Annotated in this window: 15 protein-coding genes; 11 read left to right on the top strand and 4 right to left on the bottom strand. The window is 71.7% G+C overall.

What is annotated here, in order from left to right:
- Positions 1-82 precede the first annotated feature (82 nt).
- Positions 83-451 carry a hypothetical protein gene (locus tag AB5J73_RS22165; RefSeq protein WP_370971825.1) on the top strand — a complete coding sequence of 123 codons (369 nt, stop codon included), beginning with the start codon at positions 83-85 and terminating at the stop codon, positions 449-451.
- On the opposite strand, the gene AB5J73_RS22170 is transcribed toward AB5J73_RS22165, so the two are convergent.
- Together AB5J73_RS22170 and asnB are read right to left on the bottom strand one after the other, a co-directional pair.
- A complete protein-coding gene (locus AB5J73_RS22170; protein ID WP_370971826.1) occupies positions 407-730 on the bottom strand; it encodes a hypothetical protein in 324 nt (107 codons plus the stop codon). The genes AB5J73_RS22165 and AB5J73_RS22170 overlap by 45 nt on opposite strands.
- Before the next feature lie 33 nt (positions 731-763).
- Positions 764-2,605: an asparagine synthase (glutamine-hydrolyzing) gene (gene asnB / locus AB5J73_RS22175; RefSeq protein WP_370971828.1), complete on the bottom strand. Its 1,842-nt coding sequence runs from the start codon at positions 2,603-2,605 to the stop codon at positions 764-766.
- Positions 2,606-3,009: 404 nt separating this feature from the next.
- Here asnB and kdpF point away from each other — a divergent pair, with 404 nt between their 5' ends.
- Genes kdpF through AB5J73_RS22215 form a run of 8 tightly spaced genes read left to right on the top strand, consistent with a single transcriptional unit; the run spans position 3,010 to position 11,087 of the window.
- Positions 3,010-3,111: a K(+)-transporting ATPase subunit F gene (kdpF, locus tag AB5J73_RS22180; RefSeq protein ID WP_247062298.1), complete on the top strand. Its 102-nt coding sequence runs from the start codon at positions 3,010-3,012 to the stop codon at positions 3,109-3,111.
- Complete coding sequence (gene kdpA / locus AB5J73_RS22185; RefSeq protein ID WP_370971830.1) at positions 3,111-4,772, top strand: potassium-transporting ATPase subunit KdpA; 1,662 nt, start codon at positions 3,111-3,113, stop codon at positions 4,770-4,772. The genes kdpF and kdpA overlap by 1 nt, the downstream gene beginning before the upstream one ends.
- On the top strand, positions 4,769-6,817 hold the full coding sequence (gene kdpB / locus AB5J73_RS22190) for a potassium-transporting ATPase subunit KdpB (RefSeq protein ID WP_370971832.1): 2,049 nt from the start codon (positions 4,769-4,771) through the stop codon (positions 6,815-6,817). Before kdpA ends, kdpB begins: the two co-directional genes overlap by 4 nt.
- 5 nt (positions 6,818-6,822) lie before the next feature.
- The gene (locus AB5J73_RS22195; RefSeq protein WP_370971834.1) at positions 6,823-7,413 is read left to right on the top strand and encodes a potassium-transporting ATPase subunit C; all 591 of its coding nucleotides are present in this window, start codon (positions 6,823-6,825) and stop codon (positions 7,411-7,413) included.
- A gap of 4 nt (positions 7,414-7,417) precedes the next feature.
- Entirely contained in the window at positions 7,418-9,946 is a 2,529-nt protein-coding gene (locus tag AB5J73_RS22200; protein WP_370971836.1) for a DUF4118 domain-containing protein, read from the top strand.
- Complete coding sequence (locus AB5J73_RS22205) at positions 9,943-10,641, top strand: response regulator (RefSeq protein WP_370971838.1); 699 nt, start codon at positions 9,943-9,945, stop codon at positions 10,639-10,641. The genes AB5J73_RS22200 and AB5J73_RS22205 overlap by 4 nt, the downstream gene beginning before the upstream one ends.
- A 21-nt stretch (positions 10,642-10,662) precedes the next feature.
- Positions 10,663-10,887: a hypothetical protein gene (locus tag AB5J73_RS22210; protein ID WP_370971839.1), complete on the top strand. Its 225-nt coding sequence runs from the start codon at positions 10,663-10,665 to the stop codon at positions 10,885-10,887.
- Positions 10,884-11,087 (top strand): hypothetical protein, encoded by a 204-nt coding sequence (locus AB5J73_RS22215; protein WP_370971841.1) that lies wholly within the window; start codon positions 10,884-10,886, stop codon positions 11,085-11,087. Before AB5J73_RS22210 ends, AB5J73_RS22215 begins: the two co-directional genes overlap by 4 nt.
- Positions 11,088-11,148: 61 nt before the next feature.
- Here the strand turns inward: AB5J73_RS22215 and AB5J73_RS22220 are convergent, their stop codons facing one another.
- Positions 11,149-11,745 carry a hypothetical protein gene (locus AB5J73_RS22220; RefSeq protein ID WP_370971843.1) on the bottom strand — a complete coding sequence of 199 codons (597 nt, stop codon included), beginning with the start codon at positions 11,743-11,745 and terminating at the stop codon, positions 11,149-11,151.
- A gap of 178 nt (positions 11,746-11,923) precedes the next feature.
- Between AB5J73_RS22220 and AB5J73_RS22225 the strand changes: the two genes are divergently transcribed.
- Positions 11,924-12,211 (top strand): acylphosphatase, encoded by a 288-nt coding sequence (locus AB5J73_RS22225; RefSeq protein WP_370971845.1) that lies wholly within the window; start codon positions 11,924-11,926, stop codon positions 12,209-12,211.
- A 146-nt stretch (positions 12,212-12,357) separates the two neighbouring features.
- Positions 12,358-15,960 carry a chromosome segregation protein SMC gene (gene smc, locus AB5J73_RS22230; protein WP_370971846.1) on the top strand — a complete coding sequence of 1,201 codons (3,603 nt, stop codon included), beginning with the start codon at positions 12,358-12,360 and terminating at the stop codon, positions 15,958-15,960.
- A 99-nt stretch (positions 15,961-16,059) separates the two neighbouring features.
- On the opposite strand, the gene AB5J73_RS22235 is transcribed toward smc, so the two are convergent.
- A complete protein-coding gene (locus AB5J73_RS22235; RefSeq protein ID WP_370971848.1) occupies positions 16,060-16,560 on the bottom strand; it encodes a DUF3455 domain-containing protein in 501 nt (166 codons plus the stop codon).
- Between the last annotated feature and the right edge of the window lie 67 nt (positions 16,561-16,627).

Consider the following 16,627-nt stretch of genomic DNA (forward strand, 5'->3'; position numbering starts at 1 on the left):
GACGGGCCCGGCGCGCGGGGTCGCTGGTCGTCGTGTCCGAACCCGCGGAACTGCGGTTCGCGACCATGGGCGACGAAGCCGCGTGCCTGCTCCGCGACGGCCGCGGGGCTGGGCGGTGAAGACGCCGGCCGAAGCCCTCGCCCTCCCCGCGGTGACCTGGCCCGGCGTCGACGAGCGCCTCGACGCCTACTACCGCGCGAGGGACCGCGCCGGCGCGCCGCCCGCGAAGCAGGGGCCGCCGGCGAAGGACCTCGCCGAGGCGTTGCGCCTGGTCGAACTCGGTCAGGCCGTGACGTTCCCGCCGGAGTCGGTCGCCCGGCGCTACCCGCGTGCGGCGATCGCCTACCACCGGGTCGAAGGGCTCAGCGACGCCCGGCTCCAGGTGGCGTGGCCGGAGACGTCCCGCTCACCGCGGGTGGCGGAGTTCGTGCGGGCGGCGCTCGGCCAGTAGCGGCAGGAGCTCGGTCCGCACGTACTCCAGCGCGTCCCGCTCCGGCGGGATGTGCGGCCCCTGCACCCACCGGACGCCGTGCCGGACCGCCGCCGCCGTGACCCGTTCCCGCAGCGCGCCCACCACCCCCGCGCCCAGCACCAAGGCGTCCACGACGCCGAGCCGGGACAGCACAGCTTCCTCCGACGCGACGCCGTCCGCGGCGAGACCCGCCGCGGACAGCGCCGCCGTCACCCTCGAGACCGTGGCCGGGTTGCGGCCGAACAGGAGCACCTTCATGCCCCCAGCCTCACACCTCAAGGGCGCTCGAGGTCAAGACAGCTCGAGCGTGGGCTGGTACATCTCGATCCAGTGGTAGAAGTCGAGCACCCGGTCCAGGCCGATGCGCATGGCCGGGTCCATGGTCGCCGAGTCCACTTCGGACGCCCGGTGCGCCCAGGCCTTGTCGACCAGGCCGAACACGGCGTGCCCCGGCTCGGCCAGTACCTCCTTGACCTGCTGCTGCAACGCCGCCGCGTAGCCCGGGTCCTGCGTCGACGGGTACGGGCTCTTCACGCGGTCGCGCACCGAGTCCGGCAGCACGTGCTTCGTCGCGTGCCGCAGGAGGCTCTTTTCCCGGCCGTCGAACGTCTTCAGCGACCACGGCGTGTTGTAGACGTACTCCACCAGCCGGTGGTCGCAGAACGGCACGCGGACCTCCAGGCCCACCGCCATCGACGCGCGGTCCTTGCGGTCGAGCAGCATCCGCACGAACCGGGTCAGGTGCAGGTTGCAGATGGTCCGCATCCGCGCCTCGAGAGCGGACTCGCCGTCGAGGTGGTCGACCGAAGCGACCGCGGAGGCGTACTGGTCGGCGACGTACGACTCGACGTCCAGGTTCTTGACCAGCTCCGGCGTGTAGAGCGACGCCCGCTCGTCCATCATCGACGTCCGGAACGCCAGCCACGGGAACGTTTCGGCGTTGACGGCCTTCTCGTCGTGGAACCAGCGGTAGCCGCCGAACACCTCGTCGGCCGACTCGCCCGACAGGGCCACCGTCGACTGGCCGCGGATCGCCTTGAACAGCAGGTACAGCGACGTGTCCATGTCGCCGAGGCCGGCCGGGATGTCCCGGGCCCGCAGCACCGCGCGCCGGACCTCGGGGTCGGTGAGGTCGCCCGGGTTGAGCATGACGTCTTCGTGCGCGGAGTTCACCAGCTGAGCGACGTCCCGCACGAACGGCGAGTCCGCGGTGTCGCGCATCTCGTCCGGCTTGAAGTTCTCCTCCTGGCCGAAGAAGTCGACGGAGAACGTCCGCAGCTGCTCGCCCTGCTCGGCCAGCCGGGCCGCGGCCAGGCCGGTGACGGCGCTGGAGTCGAGCCCGCCCGAAAGCAGCACGCACCGCGGGACGTCGGCGACGAGCTGGCGGTTGACGATGTCGGTCATCAGCTCGCGCACGCGGGCGACCGTCGTCTCCTGGTCGTCGGTGTGCTTCTTCGCGTCCAGCTGCCAGTAGGTGCGGGTCTTGATGCCCTCGCGGGACACGGTGACGATCGTGCCCGGCTGGACCTCCTCCATGTCCTTCCACAGCGACCAGCCCGGCCGCTTGGTGAACCCGGCCAGCTCGCGGAAGCCGTCGAGGTCGACGACCTTCTTCGCCAGGGGGTTCGCCAGGATGGCCTTCGGCTCGGAGCCGAACAGGACGCCGTCGCGGGTCGGGTAGTAGTAGAACGGCTTGATGCCCATCCGGTCGCGGATCATGACGAGCCGGTCGTCGCGCTCGTCCCAGATCGCGAAGGCGTACATGCCGTTGAGGTGGTCGACGACCGCGTCGCCCCACTGCAGGTAGCCGTGCAGCACGACCTCGGTGTCGCTGTCGGTCTCCCACCGGTGGCCGAGCTTCGTCAGCTCGTCCTTCAGCTCGGTGAAGTTGTAGGCCTCACCGCTGTAGACCATCGCGACGTCGCCGTCCGGCGTGTGCACGGACATCGGCTGGCGGCCGCCCGGCAGGTCGATGATGGCGAGCCGCCGGTGGCCGAGCGCGACGTGCCGGCGAACCCAGGTGCCTTCGTCGTCCGGGCCGCGGCAGGACATGGTCGCGGTCATCGCGTCGACCACTTCCCGGCGGCGGGTGAGGTCGGCGTCGTAGGAAACCCAGCCGGCGATACCGCACATAGGTGATCCCCTCTCCCAAAGATTTGCTTAGCCGATACAACTATCGGTAACACAGGTGTAACACGGGCCTGAGATCTTGTCTGCCCGAATTGCACGTTCCGCACTTGTTCGGTCACGCGTTGTGTCGTGAGTCACTGACCAACTGCATGCGGTGACATCCAGGCAAACGTTTGCGTGACCGCCGCCACCAGCCATAAAGACGGCGTAAATGCGTGTCAGGAACGCATCAAGGCGCCATCAGCCGCAGGCCGGAACGGCGTCCCGGAGCCGCAGAGTGAACGACGTCCGGTCACCGAACCCGGTGACCCGTCTTGAGAGGTGCCTGTGGCCGACTTGCTCTACGCCGTCCTGCTGATCGGCGTGTTCGTGGTGCTCGCGCTGGCGCTGCGCGGGATGGAGAAGCTGTGAGCGGCGCGGGCACCGTGGCCAACGTCGTCGGCGGCCTGCTGGCGCTCGGCCTCCTCGTCTACCTGTTCGTCGCCTTGATCAGGCCGGAGAAATTCTGATGTCCGACACGACGGCCGGGCTCATCCAGCTCGGCCTGCTCCTCGCCGCCCTCGCCGCGGTCTACAAACCGCTCGGCGACTACCTGGCGCGCGTCTTCTCGACCGAGAAGCACTCGAAGCTCGAGAAGGGCCTCTACCGGCTCTTCCGGGTCAACCCCGACTCCGAACAGCGCTGGCCGACCTACGCCGCCGGCGTGCTCGGCTTCTCGTTCGTCTCGGTCGTCCTGCTCTACCTGCTGCAGCGGCTGCAGCCGCTCCTGCCGTGGGACCTCGGCCGCGGCTCGGTCAGCCCCGGCGTCGCCTTCAACACGGCGATCTCCTTCGTCACCAACACGAACTGGCAGTCCTACGTCCCCGAGACGACGATGGGCCACTTCGTGCAGATGGCCGGGCTCACCGTGCAGAACTTCCTGTCGGCCGGCGTCGGCCTGGCCGTGGCGATCGCCGTGACGCGCGGGTTCGTCCGCGCCAAGACCGACCGGCTCGGCAACTTCTGGGTGGACCTCACGCGCGGCACGGTCCGCGTGCTGCTGCCGATGGCGTTCGTGTTCGCGCTGGTCCTGGTCGCGCTCGGCGTCGTGCAGAGCCTCAAGGCCGGTGTCGCCGTCACCAACCCCGACGGCAGCCGGAGCACCATCGCCCTCGCCCCGGCCGCGAGCCAGGAGGCGATCAAGGAACTGGGCACCAACGGCGGCGGCGTCCTCAACGCCAACTCCGCGCACCCGTTCGAGAACCCCAACGCCTGGTCGAACCTCGTCGAGCTGTTCCTGATCCTGGTCATCCCGGTCAGCCTGACCCGCGCGTTCGGCAAGCTCGTCGGCAAGCCCAAGCAGGGGTACGTGCTGCTCGGCGTGATGGGCCTGCTGTGGGCGGCCTCGCTGGCGATCATCTGGTTCTCCGAGGCCTACGCGAACAACCCGGCGGCGCTGGCCGCGGGCGCGAGCACGGAGGGCAAGGAACAGCGGTTCGGCATCGGCCTGACGTCGATCTTCGCCGACACCACCACCGGCACGTCGACCGGCGCGGTCAACGGCGCCCACGACAGCCTCTCGGGCCTCGGCGGCGGGGGACCGCTGCTCAACATGCTCTACGGCGAGATCTCGCCGGGCGGCGTCGGCACCGGGCTCTACGGGATCCTGGTCATGGCGATCATCGCGATGTTCCTGGCCGGCCTGATGGTCGGGCGCACCCCGGAGTACCTGGGCAAGAAGCTCGGCAAGCGCGAGGTCACCTGCGCGGCGATCGCGATGCTGGCGATGCCGACCGTGGTGCTCCTCGGCTCGGGGATCGCGCTGCTGCTCCCCGACACCGCGGGCGCGCTCGGCAACGGCGGCGCGCACGGCCTGTCCGAGATCCTCTACGGCTACGCGTCCACCGGAAACAACAACGGCAGCGCGTTCGGCGGCCTGACCGCGACGAGCGACTGGTTCCAGTCCTCGTTCGGCGTCGCCATGGCGTTCGGCCGGTTCATCCCGATCGTCGCCGTGCTCTGCCTGGCCGGTTCCCTGGCCGCGCAGCGCAAGGTGCCCGAAACCGCGGGCACGCTGCCCACCACCGGGCCGCTGTTCGCCACCATGCTCACCGGCACGGTGGTGCTCGTCGCGGCCCTCACGTTCATCCCGGCGCTCGCGCTCGGGCCCATCGCGGAGGCACTCGCATGACCGTCACCGAAGAACGACCCCAGGTGACTCCCGCCGAACCCACGAGCCGGGTCGGCGCCGGGGTGTTCAGCCCCCGCCAGCTCTGGACGTCGCTGCCCGACGCGTTCCGGAAGCTGAACCCGAAGCACCAGCTCGGCAACCCGGTGATGTTCGTGGTGTGGGTGGGTTCCGCGCTCACCACGGTCTTCGCGGTCACCGACCCGAGTGTGTTCACCATCCTGATCGCGGTCTGGCTGTGGTTCACGGTCCTGTTCGCGAACCTCGCCGAAGCCGTCGCGGAAGGCCGCGGCAAGGCGCAGGCGGAGTCGCTGCGGAAGGCGAAGAAGGAGACCGTCGCCCGCCGGCTCACCGGCGACGGCTCCGAAGAACAGGTGCCCGGTGTCGAACTGAAGATCGGCGACCTGGTCGTGGTCGAGGCGGGGCAGGTGATCCCGGGCGACGGCGACGTCGTCGAGGGCATCGCGACCGTCGACGAGTCGGCCATCACCGGCGAGTCGGCCCCGGTCATCCGCGAGTCCGGCGGCGACCGCAGCGCCGTCACCGGCGGCACGACCGTGCTGAGCGACCGGATCGTCGTCAAGATCACGACCAAGCCCGGTGAGTCCTTCGTGGACCGCATGATCGCGCTGGTGGAAGGCGCGTCGCGGCAGAAGACGCCGAACGAGATCGCGCTGACCATCCTGCTCTCGACGTTGACGATCATCTTCCTGCTCGCCGTCGTCGCGCTGCAGCCGATGGCCCGGTACTCCGGCAGCGAGCAGTCCGTGATCGTGCTGACCGCGCTGCTGGTCTGCCTGATCCCGACGACGATCGGCGCGCTGCTGTCCGCCATCGGCATCGCGGGCATGGACCGCCTGGTGCAGCGCAACGTCCTCGCGACCAGCGGCCGCGCGGTCGAAGCCGCCGGCGACGTCTCGACGCTGCTGCTCGACAAGACCGGCACCATCACCTTCGGCAACCGCCGGGCCACCGAGCTGATCCCGGTCGGGACGTCCACCCCGGACGAACTGGCGCGCGCCGCCCGGCTGGCGAGCCTCGCCGACGAAACCCCCGAGGGGCGCAGCGTCGTCGAGCTGACCGAGGCCCACGCGGGCGACGACGTCCAGGGTGAGTTCGTCCCCTTCACCGCGCAGACCCGGATGAGCGGCCTCGACGTCGGGAGCCGGCGGATCCGCAAGGGGGCCGCTTCGGCGGTCCGGGCGTGGGTGCGCGACAACGGCGGTGAGTTCCCCGACGAGACCGAGCGCGTGGTCGACGAGATCAGCGCCCAGGGCGGCACGCCGCTGGTCGTCGCCGAGGACACCGTGGTGCGCGGCGTGATCCGGCTCTCCGACGTGGTCAAGCCGGGCATGAAGGAGCGCTTCGGGGAACTGCGCGCGATGGGCATCAAGACGGTGATGATCACCGGTGACAACCCGCTCACCGCACGGGCCATCGCCGCGGACGCCGGCGTCGACGACTTCCTCGCCGAGGCCAAGCCCGAAGACAAGATGGCGCTCATCAAGAAGGAGCAGGAAGGCGGGCGCCTGGTCGCGATGACCGGCGACGGCACCAACGACGCGCCCGCGCTCGCCCAGGCGGACGTCGGCGTCGCGATGAACACCGGCACCTCGGCCGCCAAGGAAGCCGGGAACATGGTCGACCTCGACAGCGACCCGACGAAGCTGATCGAGATCGTCGAGATCGGCAAGCAGCTGCTGATCACCCGGGGCGCGCTGACCACGTTCAGCGTCGCCAACGACCTGGCCAAGTACTTCGCCATCCTGCCCGCGATGTTCACCGGCATCTACGCCCAGCTGGGCGGGCTGAACATCATGCACCTGGCCACGCCGAAGTCGGCGATCCTGAGCGCGGTCATCTTCAACGCGCTGATCATCGTCGTGCTCATCCCGCTGGCCCTGCGGGGCGTGCGGTACAAGCCGTCCTCGGCGTCCGCGCTGCTGCGCCGCAACCTGCTCGTCTACGGCCTCGGCGGGATCGTCAGCCCCTTCCTCGGGATCTGGCTGATCGACCTGCTCGTGCGCCTCATCCCTGGAATCGGGTGAACGTCGTGAACACGCTCGTCAAGCAGACCTGGGCGGGGCTGCGCGTCCTCATCGTGATGACCGTCCTGCTCGGGATCCTCTACCCCTTGGCCGTGTGGGCCATCGCCCGCATCCCCGGCCTGGAATCGAACGCCGAAGGCTCGGTCGTCACGCGGAACGGCCAGGCCGTCGGGTCGTCGCTCATCGGCGTCGACCCGGTCCCCGCCGACCCGGCGCGCGACCCGTGGTTCCACACGCGGCCGTCGGTGGTCACCCCCGAGATGCCGTCCGGCGCGTCCAACAAGGGCCCGTACAACGAAGACCTCGTGAAGACCATCGGGGAGCGGAAGGACGCCATCGCGAAGCGCGAAGGCGTGTCGCCCGATCAGGTACCGCCGGACGCCGTGACCGCGTCGGGTTCCGGCCTCGACCCGGCGATCAGCGTCGCTTACGCCGACCTCCAGATCGCCCGCGTCGCCCGGAACACCGGGCTTCCGGCGGACCGCGTGCGGCAGCTGGTCGAAGCGAACACCTCCGGCGCGGGGATCGGCGTCCCCGGGGTGAATGTGCTCCCGCTCAACTTGGCCGTGCAAGCCGCGTCCGGAGGGGCACACTGACAGCGTGACCACCGAAAACAAGCCGCGCCGAGGGGAGCTGAGGATCTACCTCGGCGCGGCTCCGGGCGTCGGCAAGACGTTCGCCATGCTCGGCGAGGCGCGGCGGCGGCTGGACCGCGGCACCGACGTCGTCGTCGGGCTGGTGGAGACGCACGGCCGGGAGAAGACCGCGGTGCTGCTCGAAGGTCTCGAGATCGTCCCGCGGCGGCACGCGGACCACCGCGGCCGGGCGTTCGAGGAGATGGACGTCGACGCGATCCTCGCGCGCGCGCCCGAGGTCGCCGTGGTCGACGAGCTCGCGCACACCAACGTGCCGGGCTCCCGCAACGCCAAGCGCTGGCAAGACGTCGAGGAGCTCCTGGACGCGGGCATCGACGTGCTGTCCACGGTCAACGTGCAGCACCTGCAGAGCCTCAACGACGTCGTCGAGCGGATCACCGGCGTCACCCAGCAGGAGACCGTGCCGGACGAGGTCGTCCGCCGCGCCGAACAGCTCGAGCTGGTCGACATCACGCCGGAGGCGCTGCGGCGGCGGCTCGCGCACGGCAACGTCTACCCGGCCGAGCGGATCGACGCCGCGCTCGGCAACTACTTCCGGCCCGGCAACCTGACGGCGTTGCGCGAGCTGGCCCTGCTCTGGGTCGCCGACCAGGTCGACGTCGCCCTCCAGCGCTACCGCGCCGAGCAGCGCATCACCGACACCTGGGAGGCGCGCGAACGCGTCGTCGTCTCCATCACCGGCGGCCCGGAGAGCGAGACGCTCATCCGCCGCGCCAGCCGGATCGCCACCCGGGCCGGCGCCGAGCTGCAGGTGCTGCACATCCTGCGCGGCGACGGCCTGTCCGGCATCGGGCCGACCGCGATGGCCCGCTGCCGCACCCTGGCCGAGGAGGTCGGCGCGACCTTCCACACCGTCGTCGGCGACGACGTGCCGGCCGCGCTGCTGGACTTCGCCCGCGGCGTCAACGCCACCCAGCTCGTCATCGGCACCTCGCGGCGCTCCCGCGTGGCGCGGCTGTTCGACGAGGGCATCGGCGCGTCGGTGGTCCGCCGCTCGGGGCCGATCGACGTGCACATGGTCACCCACTCCGAGGCGGGCGGCCGGCTGCGGGCCCGGCTCGGCGCGAGCCCGCTGGGGTTCTCGCGGCTGGTCGCGGGCTGGGTGCTGAGCGTCGTGCTGCCGGTGCTGGTCACCCTGGTCGGCGTCGCCGTGCCGAGCGGCCTCGACTTCGCCACCGACGTCATCTCCTACGTGCTGGCCACGGTCGTCGTGGCGCTGGTCGGCGGTCTCGGCCCGGCGCTGGTCGCGGCCGTGCTCGGGGCCGGGCTGCTCAACTTCTTCTTCACCCCGCCGCTGTACACGCTCAACGTGCACACGCCGCAGAACCTCGTGACGCTGATCGCGATGGTCGTGGTCGCGGTGCTCGTCGCGCTCGTCGTCGACCAGGCCGCCCGCCGGGCCACGCAGGCGGCGCGGGCGCGGACGGAAGCGGCGCTGCTGGCCTCCTACGCCCGGACCGTGCTGACCCACGCGAACCCGATCGAGCGGCTGCTGGAGAAGGTCCGCGAGAACTTCGGGCTGACGTCGGTGACGCTGCTGGAGAAGCAGGACGGCGTGTGGCAGGGCGTGGCGGCCGCCGGTGAGCGGCCGTGCGCCGACCCCGACGAGGCCGACGTCGACATCGCCGTCACCGCCGACGTCCACCTGACCCTGCGCGGGCGCGCGCTGCCGGCGGCCGACCGGCGGGTGCTGGAAGCCGTGGCCGGGCAGGCGCTGCTCGCGTTGCGCCAGCAGCGCACGGCGGCCGCGGCGGCGCGGGCCGAGCGGAAGGCGGAGGCGACCGAGCTGCGCACGACGTTGCTGTCGGCCGTCGGGCACGACCTGCGGACGCCGCTGACGTCGATCAAGGCGTCCATCGGCAGCCTGCGCGCGCCCGACCTCCGGCTGTCCGAAGCGGACACCGCCGAGCTGATGGAGGCCATCGAGCTGTCCGCCGACCGGCTCGCCGGCCTGATCGACAACCTGCTGGACTCCTCGCGGCTGGCCACCGGCGCGGTGCAGCCGCACCTGCGCCCGGTGGGGTACGACGAGGTGGTCGCGCACGCTCTGTCCAATGTGGACAACTCGGACGACGTGCGGGTGGCTGTCGACGACCAGCTGCCGACGGTGCTGGCCGACCCCGGCCTCCTGGAGCGGGTGGTGGCGAACGTGCTGGACAACGCGCTCCGGCACGGCGGCGCGCCGGTCTCCGCGCGCGCTTCGGCCCACTCCGGCCAGGTGGAGCTGCGGATCGTCGACCACGGCAAGGGCCTGCGCAAGGGTGCGGCGGCGTCGGCGTTCGCACCGTTCCAGCGCCTGGGCGGCGACCGCGACACGACCCCGGGCGTCGGCCTCGGGTTGTCGGTGGCGAAGGGCTTCACCGAGGCGATGGGCGGCACGATCCGCGCCGAGGACACCCCGGGCGGCGGGCTCACGATCGTGGTCTCCCTGCCCGCGTTCAGCGTCGAGTTCCAGGAAGAGGGGGTGCGATGAGCGACCCGGGTGCCACCGTGCTGGTGGTGGACGACGAGCCGCAGATCGTGCGGGCACTGCGGATCAACCTCAACGCCCGCGGCTACAAGGTGATCACCGCGCACGACGGCACGGCCGCGCTCAAGGCGGTGGCCGAAACCAAGCCGGACGTCGTCGTCCTCGACCTCGGCCTGCCGGACCTGGACGGCACGGAGGTGATCGCGGGCCTGCGCGGCTGGACGACGGTCCCGATCATCGTGCTCTCGGCCCGCGGCGACTCGGCGGACAAGGTCCAGGCCCTCGACGCGGGCGCGGACGACTACGTGACGAAACCGTTCGGCATGGACGAGCTGCTGGCCCGCCTGCGCGCCGCGGTCCGCCGCTCGGCGGTGGCGGGCGCGGACGGCGCCGAGGCGGTGGTGGAGACGTCGTCGTTCAGCGTGGACCTGGCGGCCAAGCGCGTCCGCCGCACCGACGGTTCGGAAGTCCACTTGACGAAGACGGAGTGGGGCGTGCTGGAGCTGCTCGTCCGCAACCGCGGCCGGCTGGTGGCGCAGAAGCAGCTGCTGCACGAGGTGTGGGGCCCGTCGTACGAGACGGAGTCCCACTACCTGCGCGTGTATTTGGCCCAGCTGCGGCGCAAGCTGGAGCCGGAGCCTTCGCGGCCGCGGCACCTGCTCACCGAGCCGGGCATGGGGTACCGCTTCGAGGCCTGAGCCGGTGGGTACCCCGCCCGGGTGATGGAGGGGAAACGGCTACCGGGCGGCCGCTTGCCGGCGACGGCCGCACTGGCGTTGGCGATCACGTCGGCGGTGTGCGCGCTCGCCACCGGCTTGCTCACACTCGGCGGCGGGATGACCGGGCTGCAGCGGGGGATTCAGCTCGCCGTGACGGCGTTGTGGCTGGTCCTGTCCGGGTGCTATTGGTTCCGCTTCGCCCAGGCGCGCCGGAGCCGCGGATGAGCGGGTCCGCGCCGCACCGCAGCCGACGATCCCGGCTGCTGGGCCTGCTCACCTTGGCGGCGCTCGGCTACCTCGCCGGTGTGGGGGTGTCGGCCGCGTTCGGCGTCGATGACCCGTGGACCCGCGGCATCATCGGGATCGGCCCGGCGCTCGGGGGTGCGCTGGCGGAGTGGATCCGGCGGCGCTCCCGCGGCACCTAGAAACGCCGGAAGGCCCCTTCCCCGGCGGTGCTGCCGGGGAAGGGCCCTTCCGGGCGTTCGCTTACTGCGCGCGGGTCGAGCTGCCGGTCACGCCGGAGGACGTAGCCGTCGTGGTCGGCGCGCCGCCGGTGCTCGTGCCGCCGCCCGTGGTCGTCGACGGTGGCGGGTCGTCCGTGGTGGTCGGCGGTGGGGTCGTGGTCGGCGGCGTCGTCTTCGGCGTCGTCGGGGTCGTCGGCGGCTTCGGCGTCGTCGTGACCGGTGGCGGGTTGCCGCCCGTGTCGCTGCGCGGGGGTGGCGGGGGCTGGGTCACCAGCGTCGTCGTGGTCTTGCCGTCCGGGCTCACCGACACGACCGTGGTCGGGGCGCTGGAGGACGTCGTGGCCGACTCGGTCGTCGGGGCGCCGACGGTCGAGGGGCCGGCCGAGGACGGGGTGTTCGGGACCGTCTGCAGGCCGGCCTGCGAGGTGCCCTGGCCGCCGGTGCCGCCGGTGCTGCCCGCGGTCGTGGCCGGGTCCGGGCCCGCCAGCTCCGCGACGGCGGCGAACGCGGTCGCGACCACCAGGCCGGCGACCCCGAGCACGACGTACCCGGTGCGGTTGGGTTTGCTGCTCTTCGGCGGCGCGGTGTCGATCCTGGTGATCCCGTCGGGGCGGGGCATACAGGCTCCTTGGGGGAATCTTCGGGGAGGCGCGGGCGAGGTCGGTAACGGGGCACTGCGCCCGCGGCGGGGGAGCGACCTCGGCCCGGAGGTTATCACCGGCGTGCGGGTATTCGCCCAGGTAGTGGGCTTGATCCGTTACTGTGCGCTGTCGGTTGACCCGGAAGGGAGGAAAAGCATGAGTGAGCAAGAAACGAACACGCGGTTGACGGCGTGGGTGCGCGGCCGGGTCCAGGGTGTCGGTTTCCGCTGGTGGACGCGCAGCCGCGCGCTCGAGCTCGGCCTGGTCGGCAGTGCGAGCAATCTGGCCGACGGCCGTGTCGAGGTCATAGCGGAGGGTAGTCGTGACCACTGTGAGCGGCTGCTGACGGCGCTGCGGTCGGGAGAATCACCCGGAAGTGTGGAGCACGTCGCCGAGCGCTGGTCCGACCCGAAAGGGGGACTCAAGGGGTTCGTCGAGCGGTGACTGGTGCGGCTCGTGAGGTTGCTGTGACCACGTCGGATGTGCTAGGGCGCGCCGACGAGGGGGCGCGTCCGGCGGACCCCGGAGGCCCCCAGGTAGCCTGGGACGATTGAAACGCCAGTACCGGCAGCCAGAGGGGTCAGCACCCAGTGCACCTGAAAAGCTTGACGCTGAAGGGCTTCAAGTCCTTCGCCTCGGCCACCACGCTGCGCTTCGAGCCGGGCATCACCTGCGTGGTCGGCCCGAACGGCTCCGGCAAGTCGAACGTGCTGGACGCGCTGCGCTGGGTCATGGGCACCCAGGGCGCCAAGGACCTGCGCGGCGGCAAGATGGAAGACGTCATCTTCGCGGGCACCGCCGGCCGCGCCCCGCTCGGCCGCGCCGAAGTCACCCTCACCATCGACAACGCCGACGGCGCGCTGCCCATCGAGTACTCCGAGGTGTCGATCACCCGCCGGATGTTCCGCGACGGCGCGAGCGAGTACGAGATCAACGGCGACCGCTGCCGCCTGATGGACGTCCAGGAACTGCTCTCGGACTCCGGTATCGGCCGCGAGATGCACGTCATCGTCGGGCAGGGCCAGCTCTCGGCGATCCTCGAGTCCAAGCCCGAAGAACGCCGCGCCTTCATCGAAGAGGCCGCCGGCGTCCTCAAGCACCGCAAGCGCAAGGAACAGACCCTGCGCAAGCTGGCCAACATGCAGGGCAACCTCGACCGCCTCGGCGACCTCACCACCGAGCTGCGCCGCCAGCTCAAGCCGCTGGGCAAACAGGCCGAGATCGCCCGCAAGGCCCAGTCCGTCCAGTCCGAGCTGCGCGACTCCCGCCTGCGCCTGCTCGCCGACGACCTCGTCACCCAGCGCGACGCGATCGCGCGCGAAGAGGCCGACGAGCGCACCGCCCGGCAGCGCCGCGCCGAGGTCGAGCAGCACCTCGAGATCGTCTCCGCCGAAGAAGCCGAGCTGGAAGCGTCGCTGGCCGAGGACGCGCCGCTCCTGCAGACCGCCCAGGAGACCTGGTACAAGCTCTCCGCGCTGGCCGAGCGCCTCCGCGGCACCGTCCGCCTCGCGATCGAGCGGCAGCGGCACCTCTCCGCCGACGTCTCGACGTCGACCGGCGGCCGCGACCCCGAAGAGCTTCTCGAAGAGGCCGAGCGCGTCGCGGAGCAGGAAGAGGAGCTCAACGAGGCCGTCATGGAGGCCCGGGAGCTGCTCGCCCAGACCGTCCTGCGCCGCGAAGACCTCGAACAGCGCGTCCAGGCCGCCGAGCGAGCGCACTGGGCCGCCGTCCGTGCCATCGCCGACCGCCGCGAGGGCATGGCCAAGCTGACCGGCCAGGTCGAGGCGCTGCGCAGCAAGAACGGCGCGACCTCCGACGAGATCGACCGCCTCAGCGTCTCCCTCGAAGAGGCCGCCGAGCGCGCCGAAATCGCCGTCGAGGAACTCGAGATGGCGAAGGCCGAGGGTGGCGTCGAGGAGTCCGACGACGCCGGCCTGGTGGACCGCCACGACCGCGCGGTCGAGGCCAACAACGCGGCGAAGGCCCGGGTCGAAGAGCTGGTCAAGGCCGAACGCGCGGCCGAGCGCGAGATCGCGTCCGAGAAGGCGCGCGTCGAAGCGCTGTCCATGGGGCTCAAGCGCAAGGACGGCGCGGGCGCTTTGCTCGGCGCGTCCCACGAGCTGCCGGGCCTGCTCGGCTCGGTCGCCGCGCTGCTCACCGTCGAGCCCGGGTACGAGGTCGCGCTGGCCGCGGCGCTCGGCCCGGTGGCCGACGCGGTCGCCGTCACCGGCGGCGAAGACGCCCTGCGTGCCCTGAAGTACTTGAAGGAAACGGACTCCGGTCGCGCGGGCATCCTGCTCGGCGGCCCCGAGTCCACTGTGGACATCTACTCGTGGCCGTCGCTGCCGGAAGGCGCGCGCTGGGCCCGCGAGGTCGTCACCGCGCCGGCGCAGCTGCGGCCCGCCGTCGAGCAGGCCCTCGACAAGCTGGCGATCGTGCGAGACCTCGACGCGGCCCGGCACCTGGTCGCGGTGCACCCGGAGGTCCGCGCGGTCACCGCCGAGGGCGACGTCTTCGGCGCCCGCTGGGCGATCGGCGGCTCCGGCAAGCGCGAGAGCGTGATCGAGGTCCAGGCCGCCGTCGACGAGGCGGCGGCGCGGTTGCGCACGGCCGAACGCCAGCTGGAGCAGTATGCGGCCGAGCTGGAAGGCGCCCGCGCCGAGCAGCAGGCGCGTCGCGAAGAGGTCTCCCAGGCCAAGGACGCGCTCGGCGAGGCGAAGGTCCGCAAGGCCCGGTCGTCGGAGCGGCTCAACCGGATGCAGCAGGCGGCCCGCCAGGCGCAGGCCGAGGTCGAGCGGTTCTCCGGGCAGCGCGCGAAGGTCGAGCAGAGCCGCGTCCAGGCGCTGGCCCAGCTCGCCGAGCTGGAGGAACGGCTCGCCGCCGTCGCCGAGCAGCCCGTCGAGGACGACCCGGACACCGCCGAGCGCGACGCCGCCGTCGAAGAGCTGGCCGTCGTCCGGCAGGAGGAGATGGAGGCGCGGCTCGCGCAGCGCACCTCCGAAGAGCGGGCGCGCAGCATCGCGGGCAAGGCCGAAGGGCTCCGCCGCGCCGCGCACGCCGAGCAGCAGGCCCGGGAACGCGCCGAGCGCGCCGCCGCGGCCCGCAAGCGCGGCGCCGAGATCGCCAATGCCGTCGTCAACGGTGGCGAGCTCGCGCTGGAGCGCATCGAGCACTCCGTCCAGCGCGCGGCGACCGAACGCGACGAGGTCCAGGCCCGCCGCCAGACCCGCGAGCAGGCGCTGACCGGCGTCCGCGCCAAGGTCCGCGAGCTGACCGGCGAGCTGGAGAAGCTGACCGACGCCGTCCACCGCGACGAGGTCCTGCGCGCCGAGCAGCGGCTGCGCCTGGAGACCCTCGAAGCGAAGATCGCCGAGGACTTCGGCATCGGCCTCACGGACCTGGTGCAGGAGTACGGCCCGGACGTCCCGGTCCCGCCGAGCGCCGGCGAGGTGGCCGAGTACGAGGCGGCCAAGGACCGCGGCGAGGACGTCACCCCGCCGCCGCCGATGCCCTACGACCGCGACACCCAGGCCCGCCGCGCCAAGCGCGCCGAGAAGGACTTGTCGCTGCTGGGCAAGGTGAACCCGCTCGCGCTCGAGGAGTTCGCGGCGCTGGAGGAGCGGTACAAGTTCCTCTCCACGCAGCTGGAAGACCTCAAGGACACCCGCAAGGACCTCGAAGCCGTCATCAAGCAGGTCGACGAGAAGATCCTCGAGGTCTTCGCCGGCGCCTACGCCGACGTGGCCCGCGAGTTCGAGACGGTGTTCGGCGTGCTCTTCCCGGGCGGCGAGGGCCGGATGGTCCTCACCGAGCCGGACGACCTGCTCAGCACCGGCGTCGACGTCGAAGCGCGCCCGCCGGGCAAGAAGGTCAAGCGGCTGTCGCTGCTCTCCGGTGGCGAGAAGTCGCTGGTCGCGGTGGGCATGCTGGTCGCGATCTTCCGCGCCCGCCCCTCACCCTTCTACGTGATGGACGAGGTCGAGGCGGCGCTCGACGACACCAACATGCGCCGCCTGATCGGCCTGCTGGAGCAGCTGCGCGACTCGTCGCAGCTGATCATCATCACCCACCAGAAGCCGACGATGGAGATCGCCGACGCGCTCTACGGCGTGAGCATGCAGGGCGACGGCATCACGAAGGTGATCTCACAGCGCCTGCGCACGGCCGAAGAAGAGCCGGTCCCGGCCGGCTGACCCCGCCCCGAGCGCCCCAATGTGGCGTTGGTTGCGTCAGACGCACCGAACGCCACATTGGGTGCGCCGGACGCACCGAACGCCACATTGGGGCGCTTGCTAGCCGGCGACCCAGAACGCGTAGTCGGCCGAGTAGCGGACCGCCGTCTGGGCGCCGTCGGTGCAGGTCCCGGCCGGAGCGACGCCGCCGCGGGTGTTGAGGCGCTGGATGTAGGTCACCTTGCCGAAGATCCCGTCCCCGGTGTTGAGGTTCGCCTTCAGCAGCAGCTCCGGGATCGCGCCCTCGCGCGGGGAGTTGGCCTGCGCCGAAGCGCCGACCGTGCTGCCGTCCACGATGGACGTCCAGACCGGGCCCTTGCTGTGCAGCGCCACCGGCTTGCCGTGTTTCGACAGCACCGCCGCGGGCTGGATCAGCGTCCACGCGCCGGCGGTGCAGCCGTAGATCTGCACGCCCTCGGCCGGGTACGCGGCCAGGGCCTTGTTGCCCGCCGGGACCTTGATCGCGTCCGGCACGCGCGGGGCCGCCGGGGTGGCCGAGGCCGTCGCCGCGCCGCCGAGCAGCAGGGCGCCGATCGCGAGCGCCACCGTCATCCGCTTCATGAAGTCCACCTTCGATGTCCTCCCGCCGCTTCTCGGCGGGCTCCCGCTGATCGACACGGGCGCCCGC

Source organism: Amycolatopsis sp. cg9 (assembly GCF_041346945.1).
In the GTDB taxonomy this organism is placed as follows: domain Bacteria; phylum Actinomycetota; class Actinomycetes; order Mycobacteriales; family Pseudonocardiaceae; genus Amycolatopsis.

What these genes read in the sequence shown, in the direction of transcription:
- AB5J73_RS22170 (WP_370971826.1), bottom strand. Translation starts at nt 730, where the DNA reads ATGAAGGTGCTCCTGTTCGGCCGCAACCCGGCCACGGTCTCGAGGGTG.
- asnB (WP_370971828.1), bottom strand. Translation starts at nt 2,605, where the DNA reads ATGTGCGGTATCGCCGGCTGGGTTTCCTACGACGCCGACCTCACCCGC.
- kdpA (WP_370971830.1), top strand. Translation starts at nt 3,111, where the DNA reads ATGTCCGACACGACGGCCGGGCTCATCCAGCTCGGCCTGCTCCTCGCC.
- kdpB (WP_370971832.1), top strand. Translation starts at nt 4,769, where the DNA reads ATGACCGTCACCGAAGAACGACCCCAGGTGACTCCCGCCGAACCCACG.
- AB5J73_RS22205 (WP_370971838.1), top strand. Translation starts at nt 9,943, where the DNA reads ATGAGCGACCCGGGTGCCACCGTGCTGGTGGTGGACGACGAGCCGCAG.
- AB5J73_RS22215 (WP_370971841.1), top strand. Translation starts at nt 10,884, where the DNA reads ATGAGCGGGTCCGCGCCGCACCGCAGCCGACGATCCCGGCTGCTGGGC.
- AB5J73_RS22220 (WP_370971843.1), bottom strand. Translation starts at nt 11,745, where the DNA reads ATGCCCCGCCCCGACGGGATCACCAGGATCGACACCGCGCCGCCGAAG.
- AB5J73_RS22225 (WP_370971845.1), top strand. Translation starts at nt 11,924, where the DNA reads ATGAGTGAGCAAGAAACGAACACGCGGTTGACGGCGTGGGTGCGCGGC.
- AB5J73_RS22235 (WP_370971848.1), bottom strand. Translation starts at nt 16,560, where the DNA reads ATGAAGCGGATGACGGTGGCGCTCGCGATCGGCGCCCTGCTGCTCGGC.